Origin of the sequence: Chitinophaga sedimenti, assembly GCF_023156195.1 — a bacterium.
GTDB classification, from domain to species: Bacteria; Bacteroidota; Bacteroidia; order Chitinophagales; family Chitinophagaceae; genus Chitinophaga; species Chitinophaga sedimenti.
The window spans coordinates 5934478-5957589 of sequence record NZ_JAKUKA010000001.1; the positions used below are offsets into that span (position 1 = coordinate 5934478).

30 protein-coding genes and 1 pseudogene are annotated in these 23112 nt (G+C 50.5%); 19 read left to right on the plus strand and 12 right to left on the minus strand.

Annotated features, from left to right (window positions below; genetic code table 11):
* The first annotated feature begins 99 nt into the window (after positions 1-99).
* Genes MKQ70_RS34195 through MKQ70_RS34205 form a run of 3 tightly spaced genes read left to right on the plus strand, consistent with a single transcriptional unit; the run spans position 100 to position 1270 of the window.
* Positions 100-294 carry a hypothetical protein gene (locus MKQ70_RS34195; RefSeq protein ID WP_248079746.1) on the plus strand — a complete coding sequence of 65 codons (195 nt, stop codon included), beginning with the start codon at positions 100-102 and terminating at the stop codon, positions 292-294.
* A complete protein-coding gene (locus tag MKQ70_RS34200) occupies positions 282-1049 on the plus strand; it encodes a class I SAM-dependent rRNA methyltransferase (protein WP_248079748.1) in 768 nt (255 codons plus the stop codon). The genes MKQ70_RS34195 and MKQ70_RS34200 overlap by 13 nt, the downstream gene beginning before the upstream one ends.
* A gap of 5 nt (positions 1050-1054) precedes the next feature.
* A complete protein-coding gene (locus MKQ70_RS34205; protein WP_248079750.1) occupies positions 1055-1270 on the plus strand; it encodes a hypothetical protein in 216 nt (71 codons plus the stop codon).
* A 65-nt stretch (positions 1271-1335) separates the two neighbouring features.
* Here the strand turns inward: MKQ70_RS34205 and MKQ70_RS34210 are convergent, their stop codons facing one another.
* The 7 genes from MKQ70_RS34210 to MKQ70_RS34235 all read right to left on the minus strand — a co-directional run bounded on the left by MKQ70_RS34210 (position 1336) and on the right by MKQ70_RS34235 (position 11214).
* Positions 1336-1689 carry a T9SS type A sorting domain-containing protein gene (locus MKQ70_RS34210; protein WP_248079752.1) on the minus strand — a complete coding sequence of 118 codons (354 nt, stop codon included), beginning with the start codon at positions 1687-1689 and terminating at the stop codon, positions 1336-1338.
* Positions 1690-1820: 131 nt separating this feature from the next.
* Positions 1821-2075: a redoxin domain-containing protein gene (locus MKQ70_RS43055; RefSeq protein ID WP_372490168.1), complete on the minus strand. Its 255-nt coding sequence runs from the start codon at positions 2073-2075 to the stop codon at positions 1821-1823.
* Positions 2005-2289: a redoxin domain-containing protein gene (locus MKQ70_RS43060; protein ID WP_372490058.1), complete on the minus strand. Its 285-nt coding sequence runs from the start codon at positions 2287-2289 to the stop codon at positions 2005-2007. Before MKQ70_RS43060 ends, MKQ70_RS43055 begins: the two co-directional genes overlap by 71 nt.
* A 241-nt stretch (positions 2290-2530) precedes the next feature.
* Positions 2531-3370, minus strand: a complete 840-nt coding sequence (locus tag MKQ70_RS34220) for a PorP/SprF family type IX secretion system membrane protein (RefSeq protein ID WP_248079754.1) — start codon at positions 3368-3370, stop codon at positions 2531-2533.
* Positions 3371-3389: 19 nt separating this feature from the next.
* Entirely contained in the window at positions 3390-4868 is a 1479-nt protein-coding gene (locus tag MKQ70_RS34225) for a PKD domain-containing protein (RefSeq protein ID WP_248079756.1), read from the minus strand.
* A complete protein-coding gene (locus MKQ70_RS34230; RefSeq protein WP_308199589.1) occupies positions 4814-6058 on the minus strand; it encodes a PKD domain-containing protein in 1245 nt (414 codons plus the stop codon). Before MKQ70_RS34230 ends, MKQ70_RS34225 begins: the two co-directional genes overlap by 55 nt.
* A gap of 311 nt (positions 6059-6369) precedes the next feature.
* A complete protein-coding gene (locus MKQ70_RS34235; RefSeq protein WP_248079760.1) occupies positions 6370-11214 on the minus strand; it encodes a PKD domain-containing protein in 4845 nt (1614 codons plus the stop codon).
* A 182-nt stretch (positions 11215-11396) separates the two neighbouring features.
* Between MKQ70_RS34235 and MKQ70_RS40450 the strand changes: the two genes are divergently transcribed.
* The 4 genes from MKQ70_RS40450 to MKQ70_RS34250 all read left to right on the plus strand — a co-directional run bounded on the left by MKQ70_RS40450 (position 11397) and on the right by MKQ70_RS34250 (position 12727).
* Positions 11397-11735 carry a methyltransferase domain-containing protein gene (locus tag MKQ70_RS40450; protein WP_282456949.1) on the plus strand — a complete coding sequence of 113 codons (339 nt, stop codon included), beginning with the start codon at positions 11397-11399 and terminating at the stop codon, positions 11733-11735.
* A gap of 26 nt (positions 11736-11761) precedes the next feature.
* Positions 11762-11890 (plus strand): hypothetical protein, encoded by a 129-nt coding sequence (locus tag MKQ70_RS40455; RefSeq protein ID WP_282457874.1) that lies wholly within the window; start codon positions 11762-11764, stop codon positions 11888-11890.
* Between the two features lie 158 nt (positions 11891-12048).
* Entirely contained in the window at positions 12049-12405 is a 357-nt protein-coding gene (locus MKQ70_RS34245) for a rhodanese-like domain-containing protein (protein WP_248079762.1), read from the plus strand.
* 13 nt (positions 12406-12418) lie between these two features.
* Entirely contained in the window at positions 12419-12727 is a 309-nt protein-coding gene (locus MKQ70_RS34250) for a thioredoxin family protein (protein WP_248079764.1), read from the plus strand.
* A 150-nt stretch (positions 12728-12877) separates the two neighbouring features.
* Here the strand turns inward: MKQ70_RS34250 and MKQ70_RS34255 are convergent.
* Positions 12878-14373: pseudogene (locus MKQ70_RS34255) on the minus strand (carboxypeptidase M32).
* A 54-nt stretch (positions 14374-14427) separates the two neighbouring features.
* Between MKQ70_RS34255 and MKQ70_RS34265 the strand changes: the two are divergent.
* The 11 genes from MKQ70_RS34265 (at position 14428) to MKQ70_RS34315 (ending at position 20549) form a co-directional block, all read left to right on the plus strand.
* The gene (locus tag MKQ70_RS34265) at positions 14428-15186 is read left to right on the plus strand and encodes a Nif3-like dinuclear metal center hexameric protein (RefSeq protein WP_248079769.1); all 759 of its coding nucleotides are present in this window, start codon (positions 14428-14430) and stop codon (positions 15184-15186) included.
* Complete coding sequence (locus MKQ70_RS34270) at positions 15077-15526, plus strand: Nif3-like dinuclear metal center hexameric protein (protein ID WP_443657983.1); 450 nt, start codon at positions 15077-15079, stop codon at positions 15524-15526. Before MKQ70_RS34265 ends, MKQ70_RS34270 begins: the two co-directional genes overlap by 110 nt.
* A gap of 3 nt (positions 15527-15529) precedes the next feature.
* Positions 15530-16129 (plus strand): zinc ribbon domain-containing protein, encoded by a 600-nt coding sequence (locus MKQ70_RS34275; protein ID WP_248079773.1) that lies wholly within the window; start codon positions 15530-15532, stop codon positions 16127-16129.
* A gap of 8 nt (positions 16130-16137) precedes the next feature.
* Complete coding sequence (locus MKQ70_RS34280) at positions 16138-16272, plus strand: zinc ribbon domain-containing protein (protein ID WP_248079775.1); 135 nt, start codon at positions 16138-16140, stop codon at positions 16270-16272.
* Positions 16273-16439: 167 nt separating this feature from the next.
* On the plus strand, positions 16440-17423 hold the full coding sequence (locus tag MKQ70_RS34285; protein WP_248079776.1) for a hypothetical protein: 984 nt from the start codon (positions 16440-16442) through the stop codon (positions 17421-17423).
* Positions 17420-17689 carry a hypothetical protein gene (locus MKQ70_RS34290; RefSeq protein WP_248079777.1) on the plus strand — a complete coding sequence of 90 codons (270 nt, stop codon included), beginning with the start codon at positions 17420-17422 and terminating at the stop codon, positions 17687-17689. Before MKQ70_RS34285 ends, MKQ70_RS34290 begins: the two co-directional genes overlap by 4 nt.
* Entirely contained in the window at positions 17647-17925 is a 279-nt protein-coding gene (locus MKQ70_RS34295) for a hypothetical protein (protein ID WP_248079778.1), read from the plus strand. Before MKQ70_RS34290 ends, MKQ70_RS34295 begins: the two co-directional genes overlap by 43 nt.
* A gap of 77 nt (positions 17926-18002) precedes the next feature.
* A complete protein-coding gene (locus MKQ70_RS34300; RefSeq protein ID WP_248079780.1) occupies positions 18003-18734 on the plus strand; it encodes an AAA family ATPase in 732 nt (243 codons plus the stop codon).
* Complete coding sequence (locus MKQ70_RS34305; protein ID WP_248079782.1) at positions 18686-18943, plus strand: hypothetical protein; 258 nt, start codon at positions 18686-18688, stop codon at positions 18941-18943. The genes MKQ70_RS34300 and MKQ70_RS34305 overlap by 49 nt, the downstream gene beginning before the upstream one ends.
* Complete coding sequence (locus MKQ70_RS34310; RefSeq protein ID WP_248079784.1) at positions 18900-19655, plus strand: AAA family ATPase; 756 nt, start codon at positions 18900-18902, stop codon at positions 19653-19655. The genes MKQ70_RS34305 and MKQ70_RS34310 overlap by 44 nt, the downstream gene beginning before the upstream one ends.
* 156 nt (positions 19656-19811) lie before the next feature.
* Positions 19812-20549 carry an enoyl-ACP reductase FabI gene (locus MKQ70_RS34315; RefSeq protein ID WP_248081822.1) on the plus strand — a complete coding sequence of 246 codons (738 nt, stop codon included), beginning with the start codon at positions 19812-19814 and terminating at the stop codon, positions 20547-20549.
* Between the two features lie 110 nt (positions 20550-20659).
* Here the strand turns inward: MKQ70_RS34315 and MKQ70_RS34320 are convergent, their stop codons facing one another.
* A complete protein-coding gene (locus MKQ70_RS34320) occupies positions 20660-20881 on the minus strand; it encodes a DUF2795 domain-containing protein (RefSeq protein ID WP_012794455.1) in 222 nt (73 codons plus the stop codon).
* A gap of 99 nt (positions 20882-20980) precedes the next feature.
* Here MKQ70_RS34320 and MKQ70_RS34325 point away from each other — a divergent pair, with 99 nt between their 5' ends.
* Positions 20981-21637 (plus strand): ABC transporter ATP-binding protein, encoded by a 657-nt coding sequence (locus tag MKQ70_RS34325; RefSeq protein ID WP_248079786.1) that lies wholly within the window; start codon positions 20981-20983, stop codon positions 21635-21637.
* Positions 21638-21671: 34 nt separating this feature from the next.
* Here the strand turns inward: MKQ70_RS34325 and MKQ70_RS40460 are convergent, their stop codons facing one another.
* From MKQ70_RS40460 to rfbC, 3 genes are read right to left on the minus strand one after another with little or no spacing between them, the layout of a single operon-like run.
* Entirely contained in the window at positions 21672-22052 is a 381-nt protein-coding gene (locus MKQ70_RS40460; protein WP_308199337.1) for an SDR family oxidoreductase, read from the minus strand.
* Between the two features lie 16 nt (positions 22053-22068).
* Positions 22069-22536 (minus strand): SDR family oxidoreductase, encoded by a 468-nt coding sequence (locus tag MKQ70_RS40465; protein ID WP_282456950.1) that lies wholly within the window; start codon positions 22534-22536, stop codon positions 22069-22071.
* 14 nt (positions 22537-22550) lie between these two features.
* Positions 22551-23057, minus strand: coding sequence for a dTDP-4-dehydrorhamnose 3,5-epimerase (rfbC, locus tag MKQ70_RS34335; protein WP_308199590.1), 507 nt, complete (start codon positions 23055-23057; stop codon positions 22551-22553).
* Positions 23058-23112: the final 55 nt, after the last annotated feature.

The following is a 23112-nucleotide window of genomic DNA, read 5'->3' on the forward strand; positions in this document are numbered from 1 at the left end:
ACGATGGACAATAATTTTGCCAAGCATACGGAGCAGACAATTTGACACGATACGCGAAGGACCTCATTTTTCTTACCTTTGCGCATCGAATTATCATACATGACGAAAGTTTTTTTAAAGAAGAAGATACAAAGCCGCGTACTGACCGGGCATCCGTGGATTTTCGGGAACGAAGTAGGGGAGATGGACGGTCCGGTAGAGCCCGGCGATATCGTATCTGTATTCACCCATAACGGTATTTTCGTGGGCAAGGGGTACATTAACCCTAAATCCCAGATCTGGTGCGCTTGCTGACGCGTGACAAGGATGAGGAAATTAATGACGACTTTTTCCTGCATCGCCTGCAAAAGGCCTGGGAATACCGCAAAAAGCTGGGGTATGTGGAGAATTGCCGCCTGGTGTTTGGTGAGGCCGACGAATTGCCCGCCCTCATCATCGACAAATTCAATGACTACCTGGTGATCCAGACACTCGCCCCGGGCATCGACCGCTGGAAAGATGCGATCAAACGCGCACTGGAAAAGATCTTTAACCCGAAAGGCATCTACGAGCGTAACGATGTTCCGGTACGCGAGCTCGAAGGCTTGGAACAGCAAAAAGGCTTTCTCAGCGATCCTTTCGACACCAATGTGATCATCAATGAAAATGGGCTGAAGTTCCATGTGGATATCGTAAATGGCCAGAAGACGGGTTATTTCCTGGACCAGCAGGACAACCGCCGGGAAATTAAACATATTGTACAGGGCGCCGACGTATTGGAAGCATTCTGTTATACCGGCACTTTCTCCTGCCATGCGGGTCACTATGGCGCTAAAAGCGTGCTCGGGCTCGATATCTCCGAGAAAGCCGTGGAAACAGCCCGCCGCAATGCGGAGTTGAATAACCTGCAGGACATCTGTAAGTTCCAGGCCGTAAACGCGTTCGACGTGCTGAAACAATGGAGCCGCGAAGAAAAGAAGTTCGATGTGGTGATCTGGACCCGCCGGCGTTCACAAAAAGCCGCGAGAACATCCAGAAAGCGATCACGGGTTACAAAGAGATCAATTTAAGGGGCATGAAATTGCTGAAGCCCGGTGGTTTCCTCGTAACAGCTTCGTGTACCAACCTCGTGCCGCCGTCCCTGTTCCTCGAAATCATCGATATGGCCGCTAAGGACGCCCGCAAAAAGATCCGCCAGGTAACGTTCCAGACCCAGGCGAAAGATCACCCGATCATGTGGAACATCGACAATACCACCTATCTCAAGTTCCTCATTGTAGAGGTATCCTGATAAAAACAAAAAGGCCTTCCGGAATGGAAGGCCTTTCTTTATCTATACTATGTTGTTTGCTGAAACTACTTTACTACGTTGAATTTACCCGATTCTATCAACCCACCCGTGACCTTGTCGCGCAGCTGGAAAATATAGATGCCACCATAGTAATTATCCAGTTGAACCTCGTTCTTGGGATTGAGGTTTTTAAAGTGGTCCATTTTCTTGCCCAGCATATTGAACACAATAAGTTCATATCCCTTGCCGTTATTATCCTGAATTTCAAAATTCACCTTGGAGGTAGCAGGGTTAGGATACAGCTTAACGACCTTCACCTTCTCTTCCGATCCGGTTGGGCCGCTTTTGATTTGTGACCAGGCCGGGGCGGCGATGGTACAAAGGATGAGTAAAAGTATAAGGGTAAAGTTTTTCAACATAGTATTTCAAAGATAATGATTTTTTTGAATATTTGACAAAATAATTCGAACCATAGTTCTATGTAAAAATAACAAACGGCGAGCCAATTTGATGGATCGCCGTCGGTTTTTTTATAAATTTTAACACGCTTTTAATTCAGTCCCTCAAGGGTTGTCTTAACTGCTTGAAAATTAGGAACATCGCTGGCTTTTTCCAGTACTTCCGCGTAGCGAATTACACCGTCTTTGTCCAACACGAAGGCAGAACGTTTTGAAACGCCTTTCAGGTCGAGCACAAAATTCTCGTAAATAGCGCCATAAGCAGTAGAGGCTTCTTTATTGAAGTCGGAGAGCAGGGTGAAGTTCAGGTTCTGCTCTGCCTTGAATTTGCGGGGTAAACGGAGAATCCACGGAAATGCCGAACACTTTGGCGTTCAGGCCATTGTATAAGGAAATGTTATCCCTTACTTCGCACAGCTCCGCGGTACAAACGCTGGTGAATGCCATCGGGAAGAATAGCAATACTACGTTCTGGCCCTGCAGATCGCTCAGGGAAACTTTATTTTTATCAGTATCGTACAGCGCAAATTCAGGTGCTTTAGAGCCAATTTCCAGTTTCATGATGAATGTTTTTGTAGAATTAACGAATGGCCATAAAAGTACAACATTCATGTTAAAACCTGGGGCAGTTGGTGGCGTCTAAAGTGGAATTGCGGCTATTCAGGAAGTTTTTGAACACAAATGACAGCTCGAACCCGCCAAAGAGCGGCTGGCGCTCCGCAGCGTAGATACGTTTATGTCGTAGCTCATCGCCAGTTCATAAGCACCCATATCTACTTTCACCACTGGCACCAGCGCATCGTTAACGGAAAAACATGCCGCCATATATACCGTGGTCCGATTCCAATCCCTCGTCATACAGGCTGTACCCGATCAGCGCTCCGCCGATGTATTCGTTGTAAGTGCCCTGGTGCATCTGGTTATACTGTGCGATCATCCTGAATTTTTCATCCAGTGGAATAGTGATACCCGCGTTAAACGACCATTTCTTGGCCAGCTCTACACCCTTGTCTCCATAAAAAGAAACTTTAGGGCTGGTTAAATGGTACAACGCTGCGCCTATATAGTACGGCACATCTTCGCCGATCGTGCTGTTGTAACTAAGGCCCACACCGGCATCGAAGTACGTGTACCCCTGTTTGGTCAGGCGGCCCTCCTCGCCCGTAGGCGCGGCGGCGTCAAAACGGCCATTGGTGTACTGGTTATTGAAAGTCAGGTGAGTAGGATCAAACTGTCGCTGTACAAAGCCGCCCATCACTCCCAAAGACAAATAGCTGCTCTTATCCGCACTCAGTGATTTATGATAGTTCACCGCCGGCAATGCTTGTACGGACTGCAATTGTGACTCGCCTGCACGGTCGAACGACATCTGCAAGCCAGTGGTTACATAGTCATAGTATTGCCCTACGGGGAACTTCAGTTCGCCACTGAGTGTGCCGGTCTGGTAGGCGGTGGTCATACTGTTCCACTGGTTGCGGTATACGGCCTGCACGCGCACATCCCCGTTAAAAATACCGATCAGCGCAGGATTTCGGAGAATAGGCGTTTCGTAGAACTGCGACATGTGAATGTCCTGTGCGCCTGCCCTTAGCGAAGCTGCAAGGCACATCGTTGCTGCCACTATATTCCTCAAGGTTTTCATCGGTGTCACTGGTTAAGATTTAGCGTATTAAGGATATGTTGCCTTTCATCTGGAAAATGTCGTTACTGTCGCAAATCGCCTCTATCATGTATATGTATACATCGTTCTGCAGCTCTTTTCCCTTCATCATGCCGTTCCAGCCGGCGTTAATATCGTCGATGTTAAAATGCTCACGTTTAAATACTTCCTGGCCCCAGCGGTTAAAGATGCGCAGGTAGCGGATTTGTTTTACGCCTTTGCCACGAATGTAAAAGATGTCGTTTTGTCCATCACCATTGGGCGTAAAGCCGGTGGGGATAAACACCACGCTCTGGTCGCACAGCAGGCGCACATCCAGTACATCAGTTTTCGTACAGCCTGCGGCGTTAGTCACCGTCATGCTGTACGTCATGTGCTCGCGCGGCGCGGCCGTGGTAACAGGGCAGGTCGCACAGTCGATATAGGTAGCCGGCGTCCATTGCCATTTTACTACATCGGGGCTGTAAGTAGCATTCAGGTTGATAGTGCTGCCTACGGTCACAAACTGGTTGCGCCCGGCATCCAGTGTGGGAACAGGCTTCACATCCACGATTATATCCGCCGTAACGGCCGGGCAGGATTGATCATTTCTTGCTGCCACGGTATACATTGTTTTTTGCGATGGTGTCACGATCGGTGTGGCAGCACTGGCGCCGTTGATCTCACCCTGGTCAGATGTCCAGGCGTAAAGGCTGGCGCCTGTAGCGCGCAGCTGCACAGAAGCACCGGCGCAAACCGCGGTGTCCGCATTCACCGTGAGTGTTACCGCGGGCACTACGGAGATCGCAACGGTATCTGCGGCAGTACAGCCCGCGGCATTGGTGGCGACCGCGATGTATTGTGTATCGCGCAGCGGTGTAATTACCGGGTTGGTACAGTTGGTGCAGCCGATGTTGTAGTTGGTGGTCCACTGTAACGGCGCGTCCGTTACTGCCGGGAGGTTAATGCTCGCGCCCTCACACACTTTGGTGCCGCCGGCGTATACCTGCAAAAACGGTACGGAGTTGATTGTTACCTGTTGTGTTACGGAGTCGCGGCAGTTGCGCGCATCGGTCACTATCAGTTTTACGGTAAATTGTCCGCTATTGTTGTACCTCGTTGCAGCAGGCGTTTCAAGTGCCGAAACGCTGCCATTGCCCAAATCCCATGACCAATTGGTAAAAGGAATGCTCGGCGAAGGTTGCGAGGTGTTGGTAAAGTTCACATTTTGTCCCTCGCAAGCCGGTGTATTCACTGTAAATGCAGCCACCGGCGCAATCACATTCACATGATTTCTTTTGATAACAGTGTCGGCGCAATAAGCCGCATCGTTGTAAGTAACAATCAGGGTATCGGTATAAGACCCGACAGCGTTAAAGGTTTTAATGATGTCTACCGCCGTGGTGGTGAGTTTGCCGCCATCGCCAAAGTGCCAGTTATAGGCCGTTACCAGCGACGAGGAACGTGCACCACGCCAAAAGGTACACTGGTGCCGCGACACACCGTACTCACACCGGTGTTGAAGTCGGCGATAAACACGCGCACGGTCTGGAATGTAGTGTTTACACAGCCGTTGCCCGCATTACGTACGCTGAGCCTTACTGTGTAAGTGCCTTCGGCAGTGTACACGTGTTGCGGACTGGCTATCGTTTCCAGCGGACTGCCATCTCCGAAATCCCATTCATAGGTATCGGTGGCATCGCCGATAGCGGTATTGTTAAAAAGGAACAGGCGGCGGTTATTACAGCTGCGCGTAAAACTGAAACTAGCGACCGATGGGCCTATCTGCACATTTACGGGAGCAGCGTTTACATAACAACCGTTGTTGCCTGCGCGGAGGTTCACCGTCAGGCTGCCTGTCTGCATAAAATTCCTTGTAATATCAAATTCCGCCCCCGTTCGGGTCACACCATCGCCGAAGTCCCAGCTGTAACTGTTTGCATTGGATGCGGAGGCCAGCAAGCGCACGGGTGTGGCTGCGCAGGTGTTGGAGGGCGTGGCAGTGAAGCTAACGCCGGTCGGTGGCGTGCCGGTACGGATATGTTGAGCGTAAGACCGTGTAGCCGTACAGCCCTGTTGGGTGGTCACGGTCAGGTTTACATTGTAGTTGCCGGAATTCGTGTATATATGACTTACGGTTGGCGTAGCGGTGTTTTGTGTCTGGCCATCGCCGAAAGTCCAGGCGTAATTGCTTACCGGGTCGCTGTCAATATTGGAAGAAACCGCTGTGAGCGTAGCGTTGAACGGAATGCAACCTTCGGTGAGGTTGTTCACCAGGCTCAATTGCGGGGCAGCGATCATGATGTACCCGTCTTTCCGTACTGTTTTCGTACATCCCGCTGCGTTAGCTGTCGTGAGTACCACATCGAAGGTATCAATACTGGTGTATTGATGCGTGACAGTGGCTGCAGCGGTGGTCGTACCGGTACCATCGCCAAAATCCCAGGTGCTTGAAGTGGCGCCGGGTGTGAGGTTGGTGAAGGTAACCGTGTAGGGGCCGCAGCCGGTGCGGTCGTTGGCGGAAAAGTCGGCGCTGGCCAGGCCATTTACCGTTACGGTAGAAGTGATATTGCTCGTCGTTGTCTGGTAATATGCCGTTAGCGTAATAGTATACGTGCCCGCCGTGTTGTAGGTAATCACCGGGTTCTTTTGCTTGGATGTGCGGCCATCCCCAAAGCTCCGGTATAAGATATGGGACTGCCGGTGCTGGTATTGTTAAACGTAAAAGTCGCCGGCGCACAATTGCTGGCTGGGCTTGCCGTATAGGTAAACCCGGCTTGCTGACTGAGGGCTTTAGATCCCAGCAGCGTAAATCCCAGCAGGGAAGTGACAACTTTACACATAACCATTAGGTTTCTCATAGGTATCCGAGGTTTTTCCGGTTCGGGATAGGTCTTACTGTAATATATGAATTATACAAATATATAATATCGTTACCTGATAACCTCTTTTTTAATAATGTTTATTGACAATCAATTTTTTAGGTTGATACATGCCGCCTTTTACCTTAGTAATGTCACATTGCCGCGCAGCAGGATCGATTCATTGTTATCACACACGGCCTGCACATAATACACGTACACATCGGGCGGCAACGGCTGCCCGCCGTGTTTGCCATCCCAGCCGTATGCAATATCATCGATGTTGAAATTTACTCTTTCAAATACCAGCTCGCCCCAACGGTTAAATACCCGGAAAGTACGGACGGATTTTACTCCCCGGCCGCGCACATAAAATACGTCGTTCTGCCCGTCGCCGTTCGGTGAGAACGTGTTGGGCAGGAATGTTACGCTATTTACACATTGCAGGCGGATGGCAATTTCTTCCGTGCTCGTACAACCATATACGTTAGTCGCCCTCACGTTGTAAGTAATATTTTCTCTCGGGGTAGAGGTGGGTTGCGCGCAGTCGTAGCAATCCAGGTATTTCGCCGGCGACCATTTCCAGGTGATGATATCCGGACTGCTCTGGATATTGAGCGGCACTACGGAACCTGCTGGCACGCTGCGGTCGCCGCCCGTTACCATTTTGGGTTTCGGATGTACTGTTACCGTGGCCCAGGCCGTGTCGGTGAAGCAGGCGTCTTTACCATATCCGACCACGCCATACACGGTCGTCTCGCGCGGATTTACCATCGGATTCAGTACGTCGGTCCGGTCAATTGTAGCCGAAGGCAGCCACTGGTAACGGGCTGCATTACCGGTAGCGCTCAGTTGCGTCACATTGCCCTCGCATATCGTGGCATCACCCGTACGCACTTCGTGGGGTTGTGTTACCGCTACGCGTACATAATCTTCGCTCATGCAGCCAAATTCGTTTACGGCCACTACACGGTACATGGTGTCGGTTACAGGGTCCACCACCGGCGTCTGGCTTTTGTTATTGGAGATGCGGTAGTTCGTCCAGGTAACATCGCTGCCCGGAACGTTCGCATTCAATTGCAGCGATTCGCCGAGGCATACTTTTGCATACTCGGGGGTAGCTGCCAGTGCTGGTTTCGGATTTACCCGCAAATTGACGATGGTGGTATCGCTACAGGTGTTTTCCTGGTTGTTGATCACTAATTTAATTTCAAACACGCCTGCTTCCGGGAAGTTAAGAGAGAGTTGTTGCTGGTTCGCATACGTGTTGTTGCGGTATAACCATTTCCAGCTGGTATTGGGCAAATTCTTCGCATCGCTGCCGGTAAATGTGATCGTGTCGCCCGGACAAATAGCCGTTCTCGAAGCTACATTGCCATCGGGTTTTTCATCTACCCGGATGGAAGTAGTAGTACTGTCCGTACAACCGTACACGCTCGTTACTTTCAGCTTCACTTCATAGGTACCGAATTTGTCGTACTTGAAAACAGCGTTTGGTGTGTTGGCCACGTCGTCTGTCCGGCCGGCTACACCAAAATCCCAGGCATATTTGAAAGTTTGTCCCAGCAGGTCTTTCGTAATACCGGTGCTTTTATCGCCCACCAATAAATTACCCGCATCACAAATCACAGACGGGGTGGCGGTAAAGGAGGCTTTCACCTGCTCCACGATTATCGTATCCGCAGGTCCCTGTGCTGTCACCTGGCACCCCTGCGCATCCTCCAGTACAACGCGCGGAAAGTAGAGTCCCTCGCGGGTATAATTGTGGCTGGAGGTAGGCGTGGTCGTAGTCACTACGGTGCCGTCATCATAATCCCAGATGTATTTCACGGCATTGGCCGAGGTAGCGGAGAAACTTACAGATTGCGGTGCACAGCCGGTTTTGTCGGTAATGGTGCGGGTGCCGCGCGGGCCTTTAATTTCTATTTGCTGACTGGTGCTGTCTACACAATTGCCTTCTGCATAAGCATATAGCTTAATCGTGTAGGTATCTGGCAGGGTGTAGATATGCGAGGCGCTGTCCACCACGGACCGGCTGCCATCGCCAAAATCCCATACCACGCGGTTATTGCCGGTGCTCTGGTTGTTCAGCTTTACCAATACGGGCGGACAATTCGGCAAATCAGGGGGCAGGCTGAATGCCGCTTTTGGGTTAGGAACCAGGATATAGTCTGATTCCACCTGGGTATCTGTGCAGCCAATCGCGTTGGTTACGGTGAGTGATACATCGAACAAACCAGCAGTATCATAACGTTTGCCAGGGTGGGCCTGCGTGGATGTGGTACCATCGCCGAAATTCCAAAGGTAGGTAAGTCCGCTGCCCTGGGATGCCGTACTGTTAAAGCCCATGGAAGAATGCAGGCAAACTGTCTGCGCATTACGGCCTATGACGGCTTTTACACCCGTAACAGCCACGTTCCTGTTGAGCGAGGTCGTACAACCGGCATTGTCAGTAACCGTGAGTTTTACCACGTAGCTGCCTGTGTTCGCAAAGGTGTGTCCGATGTCCACCGGCTTCGTGGTAAATGTGTCGGCCGGCGTACCGTCACCGTAATCGAAGATCCACCGGGTAATGGCGTTGCCATTGTTTACGGTGGAGTTATCGCTGAACTTCTGCTCGTCGCCGTTACAATTGCGGCCACTTACGGTGAAGTTCGGCGTGGCGCCATTTACGGTGATGATAAGCGTGTCTGACTCGGTGCGGCAGTTATTGCTGTCACGCACGGCGACTACCGCTTTATAGATGCCGGGCTGCGTGTAACGCTTGTCCACACTCAGGTTGCGGCTCATGGAATTGGTATTGTCGCCCCATGACCAGAATATATTAACGAGGTTATTGTCGTTGGTGTTGCTGCGCGTGAACCTTACTGTGCCGCCGGAGCAGATGGTGGTCACATTGGCGGCCAGTTTGGGCTGTTCGTCCATTACACGCACGCTGCCCGTAAAACTATGCTCACAACTGCCATTGCCAACCGTTAAGGTTACCCGGTAAAAGCCTACCGCGGCATAACGGTGTGCGGGCGATTGCTCGGTGGAGGTTTGCCCGTCACCGAAGTCCCAGCGCCAGTTTTGCGTGGTGGGTACGTCGCCAAAGTCGGAGTTGTCGGTAAACTGTACCAGCAGCTTATCTGTACAGCTTGTCGCACGTGTAAACGAGGCGATCGGCGGTTGTATTATAACAAAGTCTGTTTTGGTCAGCGATCGTATACAGCCATAGTTGTTCACGATCAGTGTTACGTCGTGCTGTGCTTCAGAATTAAACGTATATAACGGATTTTCTTCCGAACGTACGCCATTGTCTTCCGGGAAAATCCAGCTCCAGCTGGTGCCTCTCGGGGTAGAAAGATTCGTGAATTGAACAGGCGTAGCCGCACAGGTAATTTTGGGTGTAGCATCAAAATCAACCACCGGAATATTACCCGCCCTTACCGGGATCGATGCAGAGTCGATACAGCCGCCGGCAAAATGAATGATCAATTTGACATTAAAAGAGCCTTCGGTGGTGAACGTATGTTGAGGCGCTGCGCTTGCGGAGGTAGCGCCATCGCCAAAGTCCCATTGATAGGAGGTTACCGGGCCGCCGTTATCGATTTGTGCGGAAAAGGAGGTATTGAATGGCAGGCAGCCTTCCTGTGGCGCGGCCTGTACCCTTATTGAGGGGCGGTGCACTTTGATGTAAGCTGCTTTCGTCACGGAGTCCGCGCAACCGCTGGCATTTCCAGCCCACAGTTTTACGGTAAAATCGCCTTCCGTGGTGTAGGTGTGGGCGGGATTGGCAGTGGTGTTCGTGGCACTGTTGTCGCCGAACGTCCAGCGGAACAAGGTGGCGCCGGGGGCCTGCGCAGCAAATTGTGTCGTAAAAGGTACCGTACAGCCACTGGTGGGATTTGCGGTGAAGTTCACCGTGGGTTTGGCAGATACCCGTACCCGTTTGCTCACCGATTGTGTACATCCTGGTGTACCGGAAACCAGTGTGACCTGGTAATCACCATTGGCAGGAAATATTTTGCTCGCATTGATGCCGGTTTGCGAACTACCGTCCGGGAAGAACCAGGTAGCTATTGTGGGCGCCGGCAGGGTAGTGTTGGTAAACTGCACCGCGCTGCCCGCACAGGCTTCCGTAAATGTAAAATCCGCCACCGTGCTGCGTATTACAATGAGGTTGGCTTTGGTAACGGTGGTCGTGCAGCCCTCAGACGTGGTTACGGTAAGACTTACGGTGTAACTGCCTTCTGCGGTATAGGTATGCATCGGATTGGCTTCGGCGCTGGCGGAAGAGCCGTCGCCGAAGTTCCAGCTGTAGGTTACGCCCGCAGGTGCGTTCGCTGTGAAACTTACAATAAAAGGTGTGTTGCAGCCGGTGGTCTGACTGGCGGTAAAGTCGGCGACTGGTGTGGATTGTACACGAACCGGGGTCGGCAGTGTGTAGCCGGCGGTACAACCGAAGCTGTTGGTCACGATGTTACCCACGGTGTAGTTGCCAGGGAGGGTATAGGTATGGGATGGATTGACGGCTTCTGTAGTGGTGCCATCGCCCAGGTCCCATAATACGCGGGCAATGGTGCCGGAACCGGGAGTCGACTGATCCGTGAATTTTACTTGTAAAGGCGTGCAGCCGCTTAGAGGAGATGCAGTGAAAAGAGGAGTAGGTAGATCGTACACAGTAACGGTTTTAGTAGCGGTTTTTACTACGTTGCCCGGATAGGTAACTGTTAATACGACGTTATACGTCCCTGCCACGGTAAAGATCTTACCAGGGTCTTTCTCAGGTACGGAAGCGCCAAGTCCGAAGTTCCAGTTATAGCTTACAGCTCCCGGATCGGATAGGTTTGAAAAGCTGACGGTAAGCGGTACACATCCGGAGAACTTGTCTGCTGTAAAATCAACTGTCTGGCCAGCTGAACGTAGTGCACATAAGATGATCCACGATAGCAGGGATACTCGGTATATATAACGGTTACGCAGCAACGGCTGCTGGTTCTTCATCGGTTAGGTTTCTCAGGTAGGTATATAGAATTATAATGCCAAGTTAATGTTAATTACTTGTTAAAGAATATATTATGAAAACAATTATCTGTATGCGTTAACATCCCGTTTTCAAACCCTAAGGTGATTTAGTTGTTACTTGCTTCACAGAATGCCCTCTATGGAAGCAGCATGTATGAGTAATGCAACAGAAAAAATTTATGATGACGGATACACCTGCATTTGACAAAGAGTATTGGAACCAGCGCTACAGGAACGGGGAAACGCCGTGGGATATGGGCGAAGTGTCGCCGCCACTGAAAGCCTATATTGATCAATGTTCCAACAAACACCATCGTGTGCTGATACCGGGTGGTGGCAATAGTTATGAAGCCTGCTACTTGTGGGAGAATGGCTTTCGCGATATAACGGTGGTGGATATATCCAGTTTGATGATCAACAAACTGCGGAAGGAGCATGAGCAAACGGGCATCCGTTTCGTGGAAGGCGACTTTTTAAACATGAAGGCGAGTACGACCTGATTATTGAACAGACCTTTTTTTGTGCACTGGAGCCTGCACGAAGGGCTGATTATGCCCAGCATATGCATCACCTCCTGTGGGACGAAGGCCGTTTTGTAGGTGTGTTGTTTAACCGGGAATTTGAACAGGAGGGCCCCCGTTTGGCGGCAACGTAAAAGTATACCGGCGCCTGTTTGAACCGTACTTTACATTTAAAACTTTTGCGCCCTGCCATAACTCGCATCCCGCCAGGAAAGGAAAAGAACTTTTCTTTAATTTCCGGAAGCACGAAACGCCCATTCTCAACAAATGGAGTAAATAAGTACTTTTGGGTATGAAAAGGATGCTGTTACTCGCGGCGTTCGCGTGCCTGCAATTGGCTGCCCTGGCCCAAACGGTAGACGTGAACGCTTTCGAAAAAGGAATAAAAGAGAAAAACGCGCAGCTGTTCGACGTACGCACGTCCGCCGAATACAACAGCGGTCACCTCAAAGGTGCACTACAGGCCAATTATAATGACAAGGCCGAATTTCAGCAACGCGTAAAATACCTCGATAAAACCAGGCCTGTCTACGTCTACTGTCTCGTTGGCGGCCGTAGCGGCGCTGCGGCGGAATGGATGCGCAGCAACGGTTTTACAAAGGTCATCAATATGGAAGGTGGGATCAATGCCACGGAAAAAGGCCGGTAAACCACTCGAAGGGGTGTCTGACACCCCTCAGATGACCACATCCGCTTTTACGAAGGCGGTCGCCAACGGTACGGTGCTGGTAGATATAGGCGCTGAATGGTGTCCTCCCTGCCGGGCCATGGAGCCTGTACTTGCCCGGCTAAAAGCCAGTAAAGGGCTCTCTTATCATCTTTTGAAGGTAGATGGGGGAACAGATACCGATGTAATGAAAAGTGTCGGCGCTGCAGAACTGCCAACGTTTATCGTCTACAAAAACGGAAAAGAAACCTGGCGAAAAACCGGTCCGGCTACGCTGGAAGAACTGGAAAATGCCATCAAATAGTAAAAGCCTCCTTACCGGGAGGCTTTTTTAATATTAAGAGGATCGTTATACCATCTTTCGCTGATCCTTCGCTCATCCTAGGCTCAATCGGCCGTGGTAAAGGTTTTAGCGTAGGATGAGCGAAGGATCAGCGAAGGATGCAGCAAGGATCTACTTGAATTTGCGCTCTGCGTACTCCAGGAAATACTTGAACTGCAGTGGTTTACCCGTTACTTTTTCGCATAATTCGTTGGAAGTGTACTGCCGGCCATACTGGTGAATATGTTGCCGCAGCCAACCCAGCAGTTGCGTGAATTCGCCTTTGGATAGCTGGCTTTCCAGTCCGGGTAATTGCTTTTGCGCGGCCGCAAACAGCTGCGCTGCATAAAAGCTGCCCAGCGAATAGGTGGGGAAGTAGCCAAAGCTGCCGTGCGACCAGTGAATATCCTGCAGCACGCCCCGGATGTCGTCCGGCACGTCTACATGCAGGTACTGCTTATAATACTGGTTCCGGGTATCGCGCAGTCCGTCGGTGCCGATACTGCCGTCGATCAGGCCCTTTTCGATTTCGTAGCGGATCATTACATGGAAGTGATAGGTAAGTTCGTCGGCCTCCGTACGGATCAGCGAGGGTTGTACCAGGTTGATAGCGCGATAAAAGTCGGCCAGCGGCACGTTGCCCAGGTTTTCCGGGAAAAGGGATTGCAGTTCCCCGTAATAGTGTTGCCAGTAATCCAGGCTGCGGCCCACATTGTTCTCCCACAACCTCGACTGTGATTCATGGATCCCCAGGCTGGCCGCCTCGCCGAGGGGCAGACCATATTCGGCAGTCGGTAATCCCTGCTCGTACAGCGCATGTCCGCCCTCGTGAATGCAGCTCCGGGTCATGTTCCCGAAGTCGTTTTCGTCGATGCGGGTGGTAACGCGCACGTCTTCCGGGTTAAAGCTGGTGGTAAACGGGTGCTCGGAGACGTCCTGCCGGCCTGCCGCCATATCGTACCCCATATCTTTTAGCAGTTTCAGGCCAAAAGCCCACTGTTTGTCCTTGTTATAATGTTTAAAAAGGAAGCTCCGGTCCGGCTGCGTGCCCGCCGCTATTTTTTCCAGCAACGGCGACAGGGAGGCGCGCACGTCGGCGAAAATGGTGTCCAGCATAGTCGTGGTAGCGCCTTTCTCGTATTCGTTGAGCAAAGCGTTGTACGGATGTCCATGGTAGCCGAGTAATTCGGTTTCTGGCGCTTCAGCTGGATCATTTTGTTAAGCGGCGATTCAAAAGCCTCGTAGCTGTTCAGTTTACGGGCTTTGATCCAGGCGTGATAACAGGCGGAGGTGGTTTGCGCCATTTCGGCCACGAACGCCGCCGGGTATTTTTTGTTCTTCTCGTAATCTTCGAGGGAGAGAGCGACGTTTTTCATTTTACGCTCGTCCATGTCCGTACGGCTGGAAAGTTCGTGCAAGAGGATGCCCAGTGCTTCGTTGGTAAACATTTCATGGGCAATGGTACTCAGCGTGGTGATTTGCTGTCCCCGGAAGTTAGCCGCCTTTTCAGGCAGGTAGGTTTCCTGGTCCCAGCTCAGTACGGCAATAGCATTGCGTACATCGGCCACCTGTTCCATCTTTGTTTTATATTCTGCGTAAAGGTCCGCTGTGGCTTTTTTCACTAACATATGTGCTGATTTTTTACGTAACGGTCAGAAATCCTTAATTTCAGCCCCGAAGGCATGAAGATAACAATTAAAGACATCCTGCGGGTGATTGAGGCTTATGCGCCGCCCGCCTACCAGGAGAGCTACGACAATGCCGGCCTTATCTTTGGCGATGCGGGCCGGGAAGTGACGAATGTACTGCTCACCCTCGATACTACCGAGGCGGTGATAGATGAAGCTATTGCCAACAATTGCAACCTGGTGATCGCGCACCACCCGATCGTTTTTGGCGGGCTTAAAAAGATCAATGGCAAAAATTACGTGGAAAGGGTGGCGATCAAGGCTATTAAACACGATATAGCCATTTATGCGGCGCATACGAACCTGGACAATGTGCACAACGGGGTGAGCGCCATGATGGCCGAACGCCTGTCGCTGCAAAACAGCCGGGTGCTTCAACCTAAAAGCAATTACTCAGGAAACTTTACACTTTTGTTCCTACGGCCGATGCCGAAACCGTCCGTAACGGACTGTTTATGGCCGGCGCCGGGCATATCGGCAATTACAGTGAGTGTAGTTTCGGACAGGAGGGAACGGGCACGTTCAAAGGGCAGGATAACACCAACCCTTATGTGGGCGAGCCCGGCAGCCGGCACCGGAGCCGGAAACCAAGCTGGAAGTCGTTTTTCCCGCACATATCGAGGGAAAAGTAGTAGAGGCTTTGTTGAAATGTCATCCCTACGAAGAAGTAGCCTACGACATTATTGCGCTGGAAAACTATCACAACCGGGTAGGTTCGGGACTGGTTGGCAACCTGGCGCAGCCGATGGATGAAATGGAATTTCTTACATTCGTGAAACAGCAATTCGGTACAGGCTGTGTACGGTATACGTCTTTGCGGGGCCGGCCGGTGAGCCGGGTGGCGGTGTGCGGGGGAGCCGGCAGCTTCCTGCTAAAACATGCCATTGCTGCGGGGGCAGACGCGTATGTGTCGGCCGACTTTAAGTATCATGAGTTTTTTGATGCTGAAAATCAATTGATTATCGCAGATATCGGACATTTTGAAAGCGAACAGTTCGCAGTCGAATTATTTTATCTTATATTGACTGAAAATTTCCGTAATTTTGCGCCTCTTAAATCAGTCATTCGAACAAACCCGGTAAATTATTTATAATACATGGCTACAGTTAAAGAATACTCTGTTGAGGAAAAATTGGTATCTGTACTGAAGTTGCAGAAAATCGATTCCAAACTGGATGAAATCCAGATCCTGAAAGGGGAATTGCCTATCGAAGTAAAGGATTTGGAGGATGAGATCGAAGGACTTAACCACCGCCAGAATCATATTGAAGATGAGGTTCGTGGTATCCAGGACTTTGTAAACAACAAGAAAAACGCCATCAAGGATGCTGAAGCGCTCATCAAAAAATATGAGAAGCAGCAGAACAACGTAAAAAATAGCCGTGAATTTGAAGCTATCAGCAAAGAGATCGAAATGCAAACGCTCGAGATCCGCTTGTCTGAAAAGCACATCAAAGACGCGAGTGAAGAAATAAAAGAAAAAAGCCGCGTTCTCGAAACGGCCAAAAGAGGTGTAGCCGACAAAGAAACGAACCTGAAACACAAAAAAGGTGAGTTGGAAAAAATCATCGGTGAAACGGAGAAAGAGGAAAGCGGCTTCCGCAAGCTGAGCGAAGAGGCCCGCACTAAAGTGGATGCCCGTTTGCTGGCTGCGTACGAAAAATCCGTAACAACTACCGCAACGGTCTGGCTGTAGTTACGATCGTGCGCGACTCCTGCGGCGGATGCTTCAATGCCATTCCTCCTCAGCGCCAGGCAGAAATCCGCCAGCGTAAAAAAATCATCGTGTGCGAACACTGCGGCCGTGTGCTGGTTGACAACGACTGGACGCATCCGTAACGATCTAAGATCTCACTGGGTTTTTATACATGGAGAAAGGAAGGAGAGGAATAACCTTTTCTTCCTTTCTCCTTTTTTGTGCCGGTTATGTATTTTTGCCCGGCCGACGCCCGAATAAGGTATGTTATTTGCGGATAGTGGCCGATTTCATTAATCTTTGCGTTATTATGCGTTTCCTATTTGCGACCGTCCTGCTGTTAAATATATCCCTATCCGTATTTGCAGGGCAGAAGGTATACGACTTTAATCCCCGCTGCCAGCAGGCTTACGACGCTATCATGCAGCTGCGCATCAACGCCGGCTTGCAACTCCTTAACGACGAAAAACGCGAACACCCCGATAACCTCATTCCCTATTATCTCGATAACTACGCAGATTTTTTCCTGCTGTTTTTTAATGAAGACCCCGCCCTGTACAGCCAGCGTAAAAAGCTGCGTGGCGAACGACTGGATAAAATGGCGGAAGGGCCGGAGGATTCTCCTTACTATTTATACACCCAGGCGGCCATTAAATTCCAATGGGCGCTGGTGAAAGTGAAATTCGGCGAACGCTGGGATGCCGTTTGGGAAATTCGCAGGGCCTACGTGGCTTTCCGTGATAATCAGAAGAAGTTCCCGGACTTTGTGCCTAACAAGATGATGGTGGGTGCTTTGCAAACGGTGTTCGGCACTATTCCGGAGGGATATAAATGGATTACGAACATTCTCGGTTTGCGGGGCAGTATTAAGCAGGGGATGGCGAACGTGCAGCTGGCCGTGGAAAGTGCTGCTGCATCGGCGCAATTGTTCCGGGAAGAATCTTATTACTATTACTGTTATTTGAAACTGTTCATCGAAAATAAACCAGACCAGGTATGGCAGCTGATCCACGATAAACAACTCGATACTAAAAACAATTATCTTTTTGCGTTGATGGTCGCGCAATTGTCGATGAACAACCAGAAGGCGCAACAGGGCATTGCCGCACTCGCCGATCGGAATCATAGTCCCGAGTACGCGGATATCGTTTGGGAAAACTATTTGCTGGGCCAATTAAAACTTAACCGCCGGACGACGATGCCACCGCTTACCTCGAACGTTTCGTGTCCCGCTTTAAAGGCCGTTTCTTTATCAAAGAAGCCCTGCAGAAACTTAGTTGGGGTTATTACGTGAAAGGCAATACCGAAATGGCGGCTAAATACCGTGCGATGATTCTCACGCGGGGTGGTACAGATACCGATGCGGACAAGCAGGCATTGAAAGAAGCGAAGTCCGGTACCTGGCCTAATCCGTTATTGTTGCGCGTGCGATTGCTCACCGACGGCGGTTTTTACCATGAAGCGCTGCGCCTGTTGCATGGAAAAAATCGGCCGACTTTGCCACGGCGCCAGACCGGTTGGAGTTTGCCTATCGCCTGGGCCGCATTTATGACGAATTGAATGCCGATGATAATGCGATCGCCATGTACGAAGCTACGGCGAGACTGGGAGCCAACCGAACGGAGTATTTCGCGGCCCGTTCCTGTTTGCAGCTGGGATATATCTATGAAAAGCGGGGCGATAAGGCCACCGCAGAGGCCTGGTTTCAGAAGTGCCTGGACATGCAGGGACATGATTATAAAAATTCGCTCGATCAGCGCGCCAAAGCTGGCATTCTGCGCCTTGCCGGGAATTAATATTCCACAATTTTGGGCTTGTAGATTTTTTAGTTGAAATTTGATGTCGACTTTAAGTGAATGACGTTACTTCTTCTATGTTGCACCGTTTAATTATTCAGAACTACGCGATTATTGAGCACACGGAGATCGATTTCTCAGGGAGGCTGAATGTGATCACCGGCGAAACCGGTGCGGGTAAATCTATCCTGCTGGGCGCTTTGTCTATGATACTCGGCGAACGCGCCGATCCGGGAGTGCTGTTTAAAAAAGACAGCAAATGTGTGATCGAAGGCATTTTTAAAGTGAAAAAGCAACAGGTACAGCACTTCTTTGACCAGTACGAACTGGACATGGAAGATCAACTGATCATCCGTCGCGAGATCAGTGCGGCCGGCAAATCGCGCGCTTTTGTGAACGATACGCCCGTGAACCTGGGGCAGCTTAATGAACTGAGCCGCCTGCTGGTAGATCTGCACCAGCAGTTCGATACACTGGACCTAGGCCGTTCCGACTTCCAGCGCGAAGTGGTGGATGCCCTTGCCGCACAACCCGAGGCGTTACAACAGTATGCGCAGTTGTTCGCCCGCTATGTTGCCATCCAGAAGGAGCTGAAGGAGCTGGCAGACCAGCGCGACAATTCCAATAAAGAATACGACTATAACAAATTCCTGCTCGATGAGCTGGAAGAAGCTGCTTTCAGTGAAAATGAACTGGAAAGCGTGGATACTGAGCTCAAAGGATTGAGTCATGCCGAAGAGATCAAGAATTCTCTGTCCGGGTGTACTATCAACTTAAGGAAGATGAGCAACCGGTGTTGCAGGTGTTGAAGCAAATGCAATCATCCCTGTCGGCGCTGGCTAATTTTCATAAAGAGATTCCCGGTATTGCGCAACGTTTACAGTCCAGTTACGTAGAGCTGCAGGATATTGCCGGCGATGTAGAGCGGGTGAACGACCAGCTGCAGTACGACGGCGCACGGATGGAATTGCTGAATGAGCGGTTGGCATTGGGTTACAGATTGTATAAAAAAACATAATGTAACCTCCACCAATGAACTGATCGCGATTCACAAGACGCTGAGCGAAAAGCTGGAAAATGTACAAAACCTCGATGAGCGCATCAGCGGACTGGAAAACGAAGGCAAACAGTTGCTGGAGCAGCTGCAGAAGGCGGCCGATCACATTACGAAACAACGCAAAGCCCAGCTGCCGGCTTTCGAGCAGAAAGTAAACGCACTGCTGGCGCAGGTGGGTATGCCGAATGCACGCCTGAAAGTAGCCGTGGCCACCGTTGCATTGAACGCTTTCGGCCAGGACCATATTGAGTTCCTGTTCGATGCGAACAAGAGCGACCAATTTGCACCTATCCGCAAAGTGGCATCCGGAGGAGAGCTGAGCAGGTTGATGTTATGTATTAAATCGCTGGTCGCCCGTTCGGTGGCGCTGCCTACGCTTATATTTGACGAGATCGACACCGGTATTTCCGGCGAAGCGGCCCGGCAGGTGGGGGCTATTATGAAGGAACTGGCAAATGGCATCCAGGTGATCTGTATCACGCACCAGCCACAGATAGCCGGTAAAGCGGACGCACATTACTTCGTGTATAAAACGGAGCAGGCCGGCAAAGTGACCACCAGCGTGCGTTTGCTGGAACAGGAAGAGCGTATTAACAAGATAGCGCAGATGCTGGGTGGTGAAAAACCGACAGCAGCCGCATTGGAAAATGCCCGTGAAATGGTGACCAACTAAGGACGTCAGGACTTAACGTATGATTAATTTTTAGCTTTAGATATTCAACTATTATACTATTTTTGGCAAAATTTAGAATTAAATGGCTCATAACTTATTACAAGGAAAAAAGGTATCATCTTCGGCGCGCTGGACGCGAACTCCATTGCATGGAAAATAGCGGAACGCTGTGTTGCACAGGGCGCGCAGATTGTGCTGACCAATGCTCCTATTGCCATGCGGATGGGTGAGATCAAGAAACTGGCGGAAGCCTGCAACGCGCCGATCATCCCGGCCGACGTTACCAGCAACGACGACATCAACAACCTCATCACCAAATCCATGGAGCACTTTGGAGGCAAAATTGATTTTATCCTTCACTCCGTAGGTATGAGTATGAATATCCGTAAAGGCAGGAACTATATGGACCTGGACTACGACTTCAACCATAAAACAAACGATATTTCTGCTACTTCCCTTCACCGCGTGCTGCAAACCTGCTACAAAATGGATGCGCTGAACGAGTGGGGCTCTGTAGTGGCGCTCACTTACATCGCTGCACAACGTGTATTTCCTGACTATGGTGAAATGGCCGATGCCAAATCCCTGCTGGAATCTATCGCACGCAGCTTCGGTTACCACTATGGTAAAAAGAACAAGGTGCGTGTTAACACCATCTCCCAATCGCCGACCCGCACCACTGCCGGAAGCGGCGTAAAAGGCTTCGATGGCTTTATCTCTTATGCAGAAAAAATGAGCCCGCTGGGTAATGCTACCGCTGACCAGTGCGCTGATTATGCAGTAACCCTGTTCTCCGACCTTACCAAAATGGTAACGATGCAGAACCTGTTCCACGACGGCGGCTTCTCCTTCACCGGTGTTTCTGCGGAAGTGATCGAACAAATGGAAAAATAATACACCCGGAACACCCGGTAAAAAATAAAGCCGTTCCAATTGGAACGGCTAATTTTTTTGCGGTAATGGCTACCAATAGGGGGTGGTAAACAACAGTACAACTTAAGTAATCAATACTCGTCTTCGTTGAAGAAGAAGTCGTCCTGTGAGGGATAGTCGGACCAGATGTCTTCTATGCCTTCGTAAATTTCCCCTTCATCTTCCAGCTCCTGCAGGTTCTCGATCACTTCGATAGGTGCACCGGAACGGATGGCGTAGTCAATGAGTTCGTCCTTGGTAGCGGGCCATGGAGCGTCCTCCAGGTAAGATGCTAATTCGAGAGTCCAGTACATATGAAAAATTTTACTTTCTCTAAATTTTCGCAAAAGTATTATTTAATTTGAAATAAACAACTTTATCTATTTTAACGGAGAAAATTGTTTTCTTTGGGTATGCTTACCGCTCGCAATCTTACCAAAAATTATTCCAACTTACAGGTGTTGAAGGGTGTTGACGTAACTGTTAACAAAGGTGAAATAGTGACCATCGTTGGCTCTTCGGGGGCGGGCAAAAGTACGCTGCTACACCTGCTGGGCACCTCGGATACGCCTACCAGCGGCGACGTATTCCTGCACAATATGAACATTACCCAGTTGGAGGGAAGGGCCCTGGCCGATTTCCGTAACCAGCACATGGGGTTCATTTTCCAGTTCCACCACCTGTTGCCGGAGTTCTCCGCGCTGGAAAACGTGTGCATCCCGGGCTTTATAAGGGGCAACAAGAAGGCCGAGGTAAAGGAGCGGGCACTTTTTCTACTGGAAACCCTCGGGCTTAAAAATCGCCTGGATCACCGCCCTAATCAACTTTCGGGCGGAGAGCAGCAGCGTGTGGCCGTGGCCAGGGCGCTCATTAACAATCCCTCGGTAGTGATGGCAGACGAGCCTACGGGCAACCTGGACTCTCACAACGCGCGGGAGCTGCACCAGTTGTTCTTTACCCTGCGGGAGCAATTCGGGCAAACGTTCATCATCGTTACACACAATGAAGAACTTGCTCCCCTCAGCGACCGTCAGCTGGTCATGAAAGATGGCAAAATTGTATCTGCATAAAAAAGCCGTTCTGTAGAAGAACGGCTTTTTCATTTTATCCTTTCAGACAGGCCTGCAGGCTGTTTCGCCAGTAGGGAATCTCCAGCCCGAAGGTGGTTTTTATCTTTTCCTTGTTCAGCACACTGTAAGCTGGGCGCGCCGCCGGGGCGGGAAACTGCTCAGAGGTTACCGGCAATATTGCGCAACTGGCGCCGCTGATGTCGCGGATAGCCATGGCAAAGTCGAACCAGCTGGCAACACCTTCGTTGCTGTAGTGGTATACGCCACCAAAGTCGGTTTCCGGCGTTTCGAATACTTTGGAAACGATGCTGATCAGCGCGGCTGCAAGGTCCGGAGCATAGGTAGGCGTACCCACCTGGTCCATTACCACGGTCAGTTGCGGCTTATCCTGCATCAGCTGAAGTATCTTGTTCACGAAGTTGACGCCTTCTTTAGCGTATACCCGTGGAGGTGCGTACCACGATAGATTTCGGGTTTACATCCGTGGCAGCGGCTTCGCCTTTCAGTTTGGAGCTGCCGTAGATAGTGCGTGGGCCGGTTTCGTCCGTTTCGCGGTAAGGACGGTTGCTGTACCCGTCAAACACATAATCGGTGGAAATGTGCACCAGTTGTGTGTTGTGCTGGAGACTCGCTTCAGCGAGGTACATTACGGCCAGGAAGTTTTGGGTGAATGCATTGTCTTCGTCGGCTTCCGCTTTGTCAACCGCCGTGTAGGCGGCGCAGTTGATGCAGGCGGCCGGCTGATGCTCCGCGAAATAACGGTTCACCGCATCCTGGTCGGCAATGTCTAGTACACTGCGGTCGGCAAACAGGAATTCGTATTGACCATACTGCGGGGCCAGTGCCTGCAGGCTTTTTCCCAATTGTCCGTTTGCTCCGGTAACAAGAATTTTCTTCATAATAAATCAGCGGATTAAGGCTGGTAAACAAAATTGTGCTGGCAATTCGCCAGGGTAGGCAGTACCAGGTCTTTGTCCGACACTAACGCGTCTTTCAGGTCAAAGCCCCAGTCGATCTTGAGAGCCGGATCATTATAAATGATGCCGCCTTCGCTGGCCTTATGATAAAAATTATCGCATTTGTACATTACTTCCGCGGTTTCGCTCAGTACGGAATAGCCGTGGGCAAAGCCTTTGGGTACCAGCAACTGCTTTTTATTTTCGGCGGAAAGCTCGATGGTATATACTTTTCCGTAGGTAGGTGATCCTTTACGGATATCAACAACCACGTCGAGAATGCTGCCTTCCAGTGCGCGGATCAATTTCGTTTGCGCGTAGGGCTCCTGCTGGTAGTGCAGTCCGCGCAGCACACCATACGAAGAGCGGGCCTGGTTATCCTGCACAAAATTATATTCGGTGCCACATTCTTTAAAAGTATTGGCGTTGTAGCTTTCAAAAAATATCCCCTGCTGTCTGGAAATACCTTTGGTTCAAACACCAGCAAGCCGGGAATTCCTGTTTCCGTGAATGGCATCT

Excerpts from the sequence above, each read along its gene's own strand:
- MKQ70_RS34195 (WP_248079746.1), top strand. The coding sequence starts at position 100 with ATGACGAAAGTTTTTTTAAAGAAGAAGATACAAAGCCGCGTACTGACC.
- MKQ70_RS34275 (WP_248079773.1), top strand. The coding sequence starts at position 15,530 with ATGGCTACAGTTAAAGAATACTCTGTTGAGGAAAAATTGGTATCTGTA.
- MKQ70_RS40450 (WP_282456949.1), top strand. The coding sequence starts at position 11,397 with ATGCAACAGAAAAAATTTATGATGACGGATACACCTGCATTTGACAAA.
- MKQ70_RS34210 (WP_248079752.1), bottom strand. The coding sequence starts at position 1,689 with ATGTTGAAAAACTTTACCCTTATACTTTTACTCATCCTTTGTACCATC.
- MKQ70_RS34310 (WP_248079784.1), top strand. The coding sequence starts at position 18,900 with ATGAGCGGTTGGCATTGGGTTACAGATTGTATAAAAAAACATAATGTA.
- MKQ70_RS34220 (WP_248079754.1), bottom strand. The coding sequence starts at position 3,370 with ATGAAAACCTTGAGGAATATAGTGGCAGCAACGATGTGCCTTGCAGCT.
- MKQ70_RS34285 (WP_248079776.1), top strand. The coding sequence starts at position 16,440 with ATGCGTTTCCTATTTGCGACCGTCCTGCTGTTAAATATATCCCTATCC.
- MKQ70_RS34265 (WP_248079769.1), top strand. The coding sequence starts at position 14,428 with ATGAAGATAACAATTAAAGACATCCTGCGGGTGATTGAGGCTTATGCG.
- MKQ70_RS34235 (WP_248079760.1), bottom strand. The coding sequence starts at position 11,214 with ATGAAGAACCAGCAGCCGTTGCTGCGTAACCGTTATATATACCGAGTA.
- MKQ70_RS34245 (WP_248079762.1), top strand. The coding sequence starts at position 12,049 with ATGAAAAGGATGCTGTTACTCGCGGCGTTCGCGTGCCTGCAATTGGCT.
- MKQ70_RS43060 (WP_372490058.1), bottom strand. The coding sequence starts at position 2,289 with ATGAAACTGGAAATTGGCTCTAAAGCACCTGAATTTGCGCTGTACGAT.
- MKQ70_RS40465 (WP_282456950.1), bottom strand. The coding sequence starts at position 22,536 with ATGAAGAAAATTCTTGTTACCGGAGCAAACGGACAATTGGGAAAAAGC.
- MKQ70_RS34320 (WP_012794455.1), bottom strand. The coding sequence starts at position 20,881 with ATGTACTGGACTCTCGAATTAGCATCTTACCTGGAGGACGCTCCATGG.
- MKQ70_RS34300 (WP_248079780.1), top strand. The coding sequence starts at position 18,003 with ATGTTGCACCGTTTAATTATTCAGAACTACGCGATTATTGAGCACACG.
- MKQ70_RS34205 (WP_248079750.1), top strand. The coding sequence starts at position 1,055 with ATGAAATTGCTGAAGCCCGGTGGTTTCCTCGTAACAGCTTCGTGTACC.
- MKQ70_RS34325 (WP_248079786.1), top strand. The coding sequence starts at position 20,981 with ATGCTTACCGCTCGCAATCTTACCAAAAATTATTCCAACTTACAGGTG.